Below are 11,898 nucleotides of genomic sequence, written 5' to 3'. Positions count from 1 at the left end.
ATCTCTTCTACTCCTTAGTAAGCAATCTAATAAGTTCCGTAATTTTATCTGCTACTTTTGGTATCTCTTCATCGAAAGGAAATGACTCCACCCATTTATATCTTTCTACTATTTTTACCCCTGAAATACTTCTCTTATGACAATAATCCTCCACATCAAAATCTCTAATGTTTCCTCTTTGAAATATCTCAAATGTCCAACCTGAATAGTCAAACTTAGAGTCAATGACCAGTTTTACTCCGTTATTCAGAACAAACTCTGATACAGCTATATCAAATAACTGATTTGGCTCTCTCCATTCAAATTTAATGATTGAAATTCCTTCTATTTGGTCGGGAACCATTTCTTTTATTTGCTTTACTTTGCTCCTTAATTGATCACGGTACTCTTTAATTTTCCCCAACAAATCTACTATTTCTTTATTGTTTTCTGATACAAACTTGAAAAAATTGCTGTCCATTTTTGTCCCCACTTTCAACTTCCTGACATTGGTCATTAGATCGGTCAGTATTTGCAAGTAACGTGAATCCGCCTTCTCAATGGCATATCCTAATAGTTGTCGTACCCTTCCAAAAAACTCATCATATGTGACAATTTTAAATTCATCAATAAATCCTTTGTGATTCGGTGGTTGCAAACACAATACTACTCCATAAACTTTTTTTACCTTTATTCGTTCTCTGAATAAATCCTATGTAGTCTTGAAGATCATTGTATACAGATGCATAAATCTTGTTTTCTATCACAATGACTGTATTATCACTTCGCAAGACAATATCAATATAGTTTCCTTTTTCTGTCCTTACTTCCCTTTCCACTTCCCAAAACCCATCTATGCCATATGTTTTAGATTCAAGAACTTGCATTATTGCTTCTATACATAGCGTTCCTAATCCATGTCCTTTTCCTGGATCAAAAAAGAATGCTAATACATTCGAAACAACATTTTCATAATGGGGATACCCACAAATATCAAAAAATGTTTCACGTTCTTCAGAAAGTGAATTTTTAATCTCTGCAAATCTCTTTAATAGTGAATTATCCATAATATACCCCAGACTGTGCTCCAAGAATTTCGATAACCTTCCTTATATAACCCTCACTATCCTTTAGTAACTTTGAAGAGCCTTTCAGTATTTTCTTTTAATCTTTTTAAAAAAATTGGCCATTGAAACTCTCCTAACAATTTCAATTTATATAATTAATCAAATTCTCCTTAAAACTGTCCCCATTTCATAATACATAAAATGCTTACATGCAAATATTGCCCCTTTTGTCCTATCATTCAGCCTGGCAGTTTCATGGGAGAAAACGGAAAAGAAATTTATTATCAGAGTATTAGCAACAATTTGATTATAGGAATAAATAACCGTATCTATAATATTCCAATTTTACTATACATATTAAATGTTTTACTTTACTCTAATATTAATAGTTTAGACAAAGAGGCTAAGACATAACATGAAGAGGAGAAACGAAAAGGAGTTAGATGGCGGGGGGATAAGTTGGACATTCTTTTATTGATAACAGTTCTTTTTTTAGGTTTTGTTTTAAGTAGTCAGAGTAATGACAAAATTAATATTTCTTAATTTTGGATGAACATTGGGGAAACACAAATCAATATAATAAAGTAGATCTAGTTTAACTATATTTATTATTTAACTTAACGTACTTTTTCTTTTAAAAAGGGAGATAAACTTATAATTATGTACAATTTATTAAATTATTTAATACCATTTACTTTAATTCTAATAATATTAGTAATAACGTCATTTAAAATTAAACAAATTAATTTAGGTTGGATTTTAATTTGCTGCATTACTTTTATTTTGGGAGCATTTACTTTTTGGTCAAATAGTGCTAATTTTACTTTTGTTAATGATGCTGACTTTTTCCGTACATTGGCTCAATTGTGTGCTTTAGTTATTACTACGTCTTCTGTAATAATAGCTGTACAGACATCTAATAAAACTGCCCTAGCAAATAAAGAAACAAAAACAGAGTCAACCATAATGAATCTGATTAAATTAAATAATGATATTATAAAAGAAATGGATAAAGAAATTTTTCCTAAGGTTCTTAAAGAAATTAAGGATGACCTTAATAATTTTGATTTTTATTTAAGGCGTGGTCGGGAGTTCCTTAGATCATACTTTTCAGATAACGAAAAAGAATTATTGGATTTAATCAATTCTGTAGACTTATCAAAATATGAGAATAAACTCAAAGTAAATCTAGAACATAATAGAGATATTTATATTAGAGCAATTACAAAAAGAGAGCGTAGAGTATTACATAGGTTATGGTATACAATAAATGAAATGTGTGAAGGTTATCCAACTACAGTAGTTAAATTGAGTGAAAAAAATAAGAAAAGATTATTTAGTGATCCATTCACACAATTATTAATTGAAAGTACTGATTTTTACAAAAAAATAAAGCATGAATACGCATTTAAAAAAAGAGTATTAACATGTCCTGTGCAATACCAAGAAATGCAAATTGCGTGTAACAATATTTTTAATAAATACTATGATGAACTAGGTCACCTTTTCAGAAATACTCACAGGATTATTAAGGTTATTAATAATAGCTTTGATTATAGTGATAAGAAGAAAGCTGAGTTTATAGGAATCCTTAGAGCTCAACTCTCAGAAGAAATTCTTTTAAATATTTTTTACAACGCTGTCTATTCTGATAGGGGATTAGGTCTAAGTAGAGAATTAATAGGTAATAATTTCTTCGGTAATGAAAAGGATTTCCCATTCTACGTTAATAATAATGATCCAAATGCACACAAAAATTTTAAAGAGCCACAACATTTTCGAAAATCATCAATGATTTTACCGTCAATGGATATAGAAATAATGGCAACCATTTTTAGTTCACAAAAGAAAAGAAAAGTTGGAAAATATAGATTTAATTATTCTGATGAAACACTATTAAATGAATTTGAAAATATTTATCAAGATAATATTGCATATAGTTATAAGCAAAGTTTTAAATAAGCACTGTTTAATTTAATAGATTTGTAAAGCAAATCAGCAATTTGGTTGCTTTTCTTCAATAAGATTCCTTTTTTATGTAGGGACAAAAGATTAGATATGGTTAAAGTGTCTTAAGAAAAATCTGAAGGTTTCTACTTAAGCTTTAGGGGTGCGAGAGTTAAAAATTGGGATGGCTGCTGCGGCGATTCCTTTTTTGTTGCACTAACGGGACAGTTTAGTGGAACAAGAATGAGTAATTTGATAAAAAGTTTTTATGCCCAAGGAGCAATTATCCTAAATTACAAATATAATTGTCTTAATACTCTGCATAACATTGTAGATTGCACATCAAAGATTTTAGTTTATCAGATGTGTTAGAAAATCCTTCTATGTAAGTGTGAGAGTGAAGTTATTAATATCAAATGAAAAAATACAAATGGTGCAAGAACAAATGAACCGATTACTTTAAATTTTTCCAAAAGCAAATTTATTCATTTCATTGAAATGGGACGATAAGAAGCATTCTATAGTTAATTTTCACCTTGATGGGAAACGAGTATATTCCAAAAAAACGGATGGTTTTGACAAATCTGAAATATATGAAGAGAAGTTCTGGTACGCCTGCTTTAATGTGCCAGAATGATACAACCAATAACCCAAAGGCGATAAATCGTGAACCTCTAAAAAACATATGCTCTCCATCTTAAGTATTGACGTTAGGTTGCAGCAATCCTTTTTTATTGAACGTAATAGTAATCGCCTTTTCTTATTGAACTAAAGGGGTAAGTTAGTTTAAGTACATTTCTTCAGAAAGATTTAGAAATATTTATCTTCCTAAATAAAATTGTATTGAAATTTACTTAAACCGTATAGTGCTTGTTAAATTATCCGTTTACCAAACCTCATCAACTTACGAATGTGTCTAAGGATTAAAAAAAGCAAAAGGATAAAGAAGCTAACAAGGGCTACGGCATTATCCTTTTTATAAATCAGTATAATAACTTAGTAGCTAGTTGGTCTTTTTCTTTGAAACCTTTTCTTTAATTTTCTCTTTTTGCCGTTCACTCATCCCGCTAAAAAGGAAATAGGTAGAAAGAATAGCACGATCTATCATGTAATTTGCAATGTCAGCGGGACCGTTTTGTTTGTTTTTTTGAAGTGTCCCAAATCTATTAATATTTGTTCCTTTCCACCCCTTTCTTGATTTTGGCGAAACATTGGAAACAATTAACATTCCTGGTAACATGCAATAAATAATCATCTCGCCATTAGGTAAAAATCCTACATGTCCATCAACACTCCTATTTAAATAAAATTTATAACCGACATTAAGTTCAGATATCCTATCATCTACAAAATATAAGTGGTGATTGTAATTACCAAAATTCGTGCCATCACCAAGTAAATAACTTCCCCATATATTTAATGCCTCATTTAATTGCAAATGCTTACTATTAGTTTCATCAAAAGAATTATTAATAAAGTATAAAGTTCCAATACGCCAACTTAATGAGATAACAAAATTTATTAGCCAATCATCATAATCAAATTTACTAGCACCCTCTTGATATTTATGAAATATTTTTTTAGAAAAAATAGTTTCAGATTTGTTAAACATATCCTCACACTTACTACATAGGAGGTATATACTTAACAAATCATTTTCAGGTTTATTAGGATTAAAGGGATTCCTTAAATCTCCTGCTTCTGATGTTTTTCTTAACCATCTACCTATAAACCTTGGCACTATATGACTATCTTCCAGGACTCCTTCCATCCCACATAACCTACAATGTCCTATCTTCTCCATATTCATTCTAAACCCTCTCCAACAAATTTTGGTTAATTTTCCATTTTTAATAATATTTTATTAGATTAAATAAAAAATAAAAAGGTTTTTTTATACAAATCATAGAATATAAAGGCTTCATTCAATATGTAATGTGATGTTCCATTAAGGTTTGGAGGACCAGTTTGGTTTTGATAATCAATTAGATGCTGATGGAAGCATCATAATGCCTATCGCACTGACTTTGAGAAACGCATCTCATTCAAATTTATAAAGAGATAAAAGAAATATAGATGTAATTGGTTATTTATATCGGGGTCCAATTGAAATTATTTCCAACAGTACAGGTATAATGAAAAAAGATAAAAAGATATGTTTCATTTATGTAGATAAGGATGACGAAGGTAATGGAAATTTATATAGAAGTAAGAAAAAAATCATTTAATTGGATATCACTGGACGAGTAAGTAAGGCCATCTGGATCTAGAGTAATAGCTTTTGCTCCTCACTCACTTAAAACTAGTGGAAAATCCTTAAACTTTTTTTGCATCAACAATGGAATGGATATTTTGAAGGTCAAATGGAGTGGCAGTAGGTTGGGTGCAAAGTAATTTCATAGTTTTCTAGCCATTCAAGAATATCTTGTACTTTCCATTCATGACTAAAAATGATAGCAATCAGAACATAATGGTCCCCGTTTTTGATTAAATTAGCAAAGCATTCATCCATCTGAATGCATTCGGTGTGGGATCCAGCGAATTTGTCTTCATAATTAGGAACTATGCAATACTCATAACAATCAGGATATTCCCGCAGCTCTTCCATTTTTCTCACGGACTTATAATTGTTTAATTTGACTATATTCACCCTGAGTTCATCTTTCATTATGTATTCACTCTCCTTATATTTCGTAAATTTCTGTTTTTCCACGACTTTTTTAAGACTTCATAAGCTAACGGCTTTTCAATGGTCATCAATTCTGTACAAACCGCTTTTTCTGTATCAGAAAGATACACTAATTTACTATCTACTCCGAGTAATAATTTTGAGAGATACATAAAGACTATTTGAGGTTCGCGTAGTTTGTCTTTTTTCCTTTTTTACTTCGGTAAAAAAATAGTCATTCAAGATAAATACGAATAAGTCAGGGTTTTCAATTGAATTTCCTTGCTGAATTAATCTTTGAGCGTTTGTCTGAAAGCTATCTATTTTTGTCTTGCCAATTAATGAGGCAATATATTGATTGTATGGATCAAATTTTGATTTCTTTGATAATAGATTAAATTCGTTGTTAATCGCATAGAAGCCTTGCTCTCGAAAGTATTGCTCCGTCTTCCATTCACCGAAGCCATACCCATTTGAAACACCTGGTCCCTTCCATTCCAGTGCAAAGTGTGGAACAACGAGAGGATCCCGTGATTTCCTCTCATGAAGTTCATCCCGCAAATAAGGAAGGATTATCTTTTCAATTTGAAACGTTCCCATGCTTTCTCACCTCAATATGCCTAAATTCTTTAAGTTAAATTAATTAAATTTCCTTTTGTAATAGTTAGCGAAATGATGGTTATTAAATCCTAAAAAAAATGCAAAAAAAAAAAAGCATATCCACACGGTAAAATATTCCTATAGCCTGTATTCTATCACGATTAGATATGTTACGGTGCATATTCTTTCTGAAAAAGGGCTAACTAATATTCGGGTATAAAATCTGGTGACCCCATAATATTTGCTGGCAATTTAATTACGATAACTGATTGCGAACGCCCAATCCATTAACAACGACTTATATAAGAAATTTATTAAATCTCCTATCCTGAAATTTTAAAAAATCATCCTAATGCTTCGACAGAATAGGGTGATTTTCTTGTTTTCTAGTCAATTTTCCCTTTTAAACAAACGTTTAATTAGTTCTGCTGCAATCCTTGAAATATAAGCACTTCCCCCTCTAAACTATGAAAAATTTGTTGAAACATGCAATAAAAATTAGATTTCATTAGGTTTCACGCTACTATTTCCACTAAACGACATACTTTCTACTAAATTCTAAATTAAATATACTAATCAATCGATTGATTAAAAAAGCTGCACATGCTGATATATAAAGATTTCCCACACCAAGCAAGAAAGAAAATTGTCGAGAACCGTATGAGAATACCGCAGAAAAAAAGCACCATTCCGCAATACCGGACTCGTTTCTCAAAAACTTACATCGTTTTGTTATATGTCCAACTATTCAACACTAATCAATCGTTTAATTAACAACGGCATTAGTATGCTTCAATTGTGAATTTATCCAGCCTTACGGATGAAAAGATTGTCATAACGGTAACACCGGGCTAAAATGAATATGACTTTTCAAAAATCCCCCTAACAATTTTGTTAGAGGGATCAATGTAAACTACACAACTTGGTTACTTCCAGACTACTGTAGATATCTATATACTTAACATTTCTTGTGCATCAACCTTTGCAGGTTCGGAAGATGACCCACATCTTGGGCATTTAGGTACATATTTAACTACCTTATTTTCTAGAAAGATATTAAAATCAGTTATTGTTAATCTATTAAATAAGCTTTCCTTATCTAACTTTTGTTGTAATGGGTTTTCGCCCTTATTTATAGCTATGTGAGAAAGATCTAATGATGGCCTTATCCATTCATATTCCTCCTCACAGCCATTACTGCACTTTGTGACACCCCATAATACTCCGCAATCCGAACTCTTGCAGACCCACGTACTTGGATCAATCTGCTGTGTGTGGCTTGACCCACAAGTTGGGCACATTTCATCCGAAATTCCCCATTTAATTGCCAGTCGATTTAAATGCAGAGATAAAAGTTTGATAAATCTTTGAGTCGAGTTAATTTCCGTTTGAGAAATAGGTAATAGGCCAACTTGATAATTCCCCCATGTGGAAGCATCATCCATATCATATGCCTCCCCATAATTAATTAACCTATTTATTAATTTATGATCCTGCACATTTCCAAACTTATATATATCCATCGGCAGAACAAAGATATTACTCACATTTTCGGTTTCTTGACCCTGCAGCCCCCCATCTAGTAGGGTTTTCGTAAAGCGCTTCAGATCAATTTCATCAATTCCAATTGAATTAAGGATTGGGTATATATTGATAGTGTAGGACCTAGGTTCCTTCAATTTAATTAATTCATTGCTTAAGAATTTTCTCCAAATTTTATCCATTTGGTCCAACTCTTTTTTAGCTTCCTTAGTCAAGGCCTTTTTAACTAATTGTTCATCTTTAAAAATATGGCTCAACTGCTTTTCAATTTGTTTAGTCGGCTTCTTTTTAAACCTTAGGATGGATAAATCAGAAGAGCTGATTTCACATATGTCCTTAAACTCCATTAAATGCTCACTTATATCACAACCAGCTGGAATGATCACTTCATGATTGAGCTTTTCTATAATCCTAATGCTGATCTGATCGAAAAATTGATTCTTTGTCTCCGTGGAACAATGGATTTCAAATCGACTATCGCCGAATTTAGCAATCATCTTGCTCTTAGCATCTTCAATCTCAATAAAGGACTCCGAATTAAATTGATATCCCATAAGATGAAAAGAATAAACTAATACTGTTTGAACGTACATGACATAATATCGGTTGATATCGGGAATGGTTGCACCTGTCAGTTCTTCTTGTGTTTTCTCTTTTATTTCTAATGTAAGTAGCTTGTTCCACAACTTAAAAATCTCATTGTACCGATTATCCATTTTGAGAATGTTGGTTGGTTGGATTGGAAGCTCCAATATCTTAAACTTATCGATACTCTGATAAAATCTTGTAGAAACTATCGATGATATTTGCTTTGCAAGTTTATCGATTTTATTTTTTAATTGTTGATATTGCTTTTTCTTTTCCTCTTCAGAATCAAAATCAAATTTAGGTAATAGTTTATAAAGGATTTCGGCTCTTTTATAGTCATTAATGATTTGACCGTAACGTTCCCAGTCCACAAGAGTATTGCTTTGTGCGATTGCCAGCTTTAATTCTTCATCTTTAATACTGATATATTTTAGAATTTTGTCCATCGCCATTTTAAAAAAAGTATTCTCATAAATATTGATGTCATCTTCATAAATTTCTGCTCTTAAGCGTGAAGGAACAAGCCCGGTTATCGTTCTTGCTCTCCAATGCTCAGAATGTGATGATAAGTGTTGGAGGGCAGCCGGATTGATTCTTTTGACTAATTCAACATCTAAGATTTCTTCATCTACTTTCAAGTGTTGCCTTGGTCGTGAACAAATATTTAACGCAAGAGGCAAAGCTTTCATTATCTCATCAAGTACAGATTGATCATCCATCCCAGTAAGAGGATCTAAAAGATGAAGAAGGTTTAAATGGCCGCTATTAATTCCATCAATGAGAAGATCAACCGAACAAACTCCTTCCCCTAGCCACTCAGAAGTTCTTCTATAGAAGTCCGCCAACGACTCAATTGTATTTTTTTCCACGATTAAGGAGGGGACATACTTAAATGAATACCTTAGAATCTGTTCATTGTACACAATCTGAATCGTACAACTATTTTCCAGATTAAAATAACAGGGTATAATCAGCACATTCTCAACTAAATTACATTCATATGTATCCCCATTTATCAGGATATCCTCTACTTGATAAGATTTAGGAACTACTCTTAAATAATTTAAAAATGTAGTTAATTGGAAAGCTTTGCTTTTTAGAGGGAGCTCTTCACAATTTCCGAAATCATTGACTAATTCGACTTTCATGAAAGTCATCCCCCTAATCTTTGAATCTTTTGTTCTATTAAGCTAATACTTTCAGAAAACTCCCCTTTTCCAAATTCTAATTCGATCATTTCAATCAACTCTTTTAAGCTATCCCTCAAGTACGTTTCATATCTACTTTCAAGCTTTCTTAGAACTTTATGTGCAAAAAGGAAATCTAAAGCCTCAGTTTTACTTCCTCCGCAGGCAATATAGACTGGAACGAATTTTTCCATTTGTGCTTTAATTCGATTACCAAAGGTAATATCCAATGTATCTCGTAAATGTTCATCAATGAGGTTCAATTTTGCCCAATCTTCTTTATTTAATTGGTAAGCAGTCACGTTTTGTCCTTGTTCAATTAAATTATAAAACTCCACAAAAGATAAGGTGAACTTATCGTTACATTCTGCTTGGAACGCATCTTCCCGGTTTTTAAAATCCAGTACCTGTGCACGGTCATATACTTTGTCTGTAATTCCGAATGTCGATTCATCTTTATTGGCAGTTCCAATAAACCAGATGTTCTGTGTAATATATAAGCTTGTACAATTATCTACCAAATACTTTGGTCTATTGTTAGGGTTTGTATCATCATTACTTGGTATGAGAGGAATGCTCCACTCTTCAGGTTTTTTCTCAAGAATTGATAAAAAGTCAGCAAAATAATATTCGATCCGGGCTAGGTTCATTTCATCCAGCACAATAAACCAAATTTTATCTCTATTGGCAGGAGCGCTTGCTTGGTAAACGAACTTCGTGAATTCAGTTTCTTTGAATCGCTTTGTAAAATCATTATCATATCCCAGTAGTTCACGATTATCTCTCCAGGAAGGCTGGACAGGGACCAATGAACTTTCTGAACCTAATGCCTCCTTAAAAAGCCTTGGCAAACTGGATTTACCAGTTCCGCTCAACCCTTGAAGGATTAACAGTTTGGATGATGCCAATGAAGCAATAAAAGAACGAATCGTCTTGTTGGAATAATAAAGTCCTTCGTTGGCTGCTCCGTATGCTCTTACATATTTTACAATTCCTTTTAAATCCAAATTAGTAGGAGAGGGACGAAAAGCCTCAACTTTTGATAGCTCGCTATCAATTTCGATTAGGCCCGGAAACTTACTTTGCGTGTTTTGCTTATACACATCATTTATTTTGCTTAATTCATCTTGGAGCTGCGCATTCAACGTCTTTAGCGTTTCCGCCGTTTTTCTTGCCTGTTCAAGTTCAATGACGCCAATAGATAAATTTTCGGCTCTTTCTTCTGCTTCTCTTCTTTTCCTTCTTTCTTCATCGAGTATTTGGTTGATATTATCAAGCGAATCTGATGAGGCACGCAGATTTTCCAATTCCTCTATGGACGGCAGTTGTGCAAGATGATTTCGCAAACTTTCATTTTCTTTTCTTTGGGATTCGAGTTCCTCTAAAATAGTGTTTACCGACCGGCTCTCGTTTTCAGGAATAAGTTGCTTCAGCTGAATGATTTCCTTTTTCAGCTTTTCAATTAATTCTTTGTCCACATTTCTCAAGTCTACTAACATTTCAATCTCGTAATTTAATTTTTCAACTTGGCTCGGAGAAAATAACTCCATTTTCGCTTCAATGCTTACCCGTTTCGCCTGAAGCTCCGCTTTCATGAACTCAAAATCTTCTTCTTGGATTTGAAGCTCGATTTGTTTCTTTTTAATCTCGGTTTCTTTCTTTAGAAGTTCTGTAAGCTTCTGATCAAACTCCTCAGTAAGATGCTTATATTTATCTTCGATTTGCTTTCTTGCCTCATCTAGAAGTTTTATCTTATGTAGATCAGCTTCAACGATAATGGTGTGGGCCTCTTCTTTTGCCTTATCCAATTTCTTCCTAGCTTGATCAGTAATATTTGCTGATTCTTCTCTAGCCAAATCAACAATTTGCTGACATTGAAGTTGTTTCTCCTGATATTCCTCCTCCCACTTTGTCATCAGTTCATTTTTATAAGACCGTCTAAGTTCTTCCTCTTCCGCTTTAATAGAGTCAATCATCTGCTGCTTCTCGATTAAAATGGATCCTTTCTGCTCTTCTATCCACTTCTTTTCATCAGCAATTTTTGCAAGCTTCTTATGATAATCAGCCTTAATGTTTTCGTTCATTTCGTCATATTTTCGGTGGAGTTCGTCCTTTTTTTGCAAATATTCAAACTCAAGCTCTTCTTTCAGATTCTCATACTCTGTAATTTTCTCCTGGATTCTTTCATCTTTCAGGAGATTCTGTTCCTGTTTTTCTATCGTTTGAACATAGATTTGTTTTGCCTTTTCCTGTTGAGTAGGTTGGTTATTTTGTCTTGCCCCAGGGAATTGCTTTTTTGATTTCTTTTTAGCCATCTTTT

General features: G+C 32.7%; 8 protein-coding genes. 1 reads left to right on the top strand and 7 read right to left on the bottom strand.

The annotated features are described in order from the left end of the window. Window positions 1–7 precede the first annotated feature (7 nt). Complete coding sequence (locus tag LC455_RS16545) at window positions 8–637, bottom strand: hypothetical protein (protein ID WP_223592423.1); 630 nt, start codon at window positions 635–637, stop codon at window positions 8–10. After that, complete coding sequence (locus LC455_RS16540; RefSeq protein ID WP_223592421.1) at window positions 606–1,046, bottom strand: PD-(D/E)XK nuclease family protein; 441 nt, start codon at window positions 1,044–1,046, stop codon at window positions 606–608. The genes LC455_RS16545 and LC455_RS16540 overlap by 32 nt, the downstream gene beginning before the upstream one ends. Before the next feature lie 660 nt (window positions 1,047–1,706). Here LC455_RS16540 and LC455_RS16535 point away from each other — a divergent pair. Continuing rightward, window positions 1,707–3,008, top strand: coding sequence for a putative phage abortive infection protein (locus LC455_RS16535; protein ID WP_223592419.1), 1,302 nt, complete (start codon window positions 1,707–1,709; stop codon window positions 3,006–3,008). A gap of 988 nt (window positions 3,009–3,996) precedes the next feature. On the opposite strand, the gene LC455_RS16530 is transcribed toward LC455_RS16535, so the two are convergent. From LC455_RS16530 to LC455_RS16510, 5 genes are all read right to left on the bottom strand, one after another. Then, the gene (locus tag LC455_RS16530; RefSeq protein ID WP_223592417.1) at window positions 3,997–4,803 is read right to left on the bottom strand and encodes a hypothetical protein; all 807 of its coding nucleotides are present in this window, start codon (window positions 4,801–4,803) and stop codon (window positions 3,997–3,999) included. Window positions 4,804–5,352: 549 nt separating this feature from the next. After that, window positions 5,353–5,661: a hypothetical protein gene (locus LC455_RS16525; RefSeq protein WP_223592415.1), complete on the bottom strand. Its 309-nt coding sequence runs from the start codon at window positions 5,659–5,661 to the stop codon at window positions 5,353–5,355. A gap of 138 nt (window positions 5,662–5,799) precedes the next feature. Then, entirely contained in the window at window positions 5,800–6,261 is a 462-nt protein-coding gene (locus LC455_RS16520) for a hypothetical protein (protein ID WP_223592414.1), read from the bottom strand. A gap of 950 nt (window positions 6,262–7,211) precedes the next feature. Further along, window positions 7,212–9,539, bottom strand: coding sequence for a DUF2357 domain-containing protein (locus LC455_RS16515; protein WP_223592413.1), 2,328 nt, complete (start codon window positions 9,537–9,539; stop codon window positions 7,212–7,214). Window positions 9,540–9,544: 5 nt separating this feature from the next. Next, a complete protein-coding gene (locus tag LC455_RS16510) occupies window positions 9,545–11,893 on the bottom strand; it encodes an AAA family ATPase (protein WP_223592412.1) in 2,349 nt (782 codons plus the stop codon). Window positions 11,894–11,898: the final 5 nt, after the last annotated feature.

It is taken from the genome of Neobacillus bataviensis (genome assembly GCF_019969725.1).
Note: the sequence above shows the minus strand (reverse complement) of the source record. Positions and strands in the feature narration are given on the sequence as shown.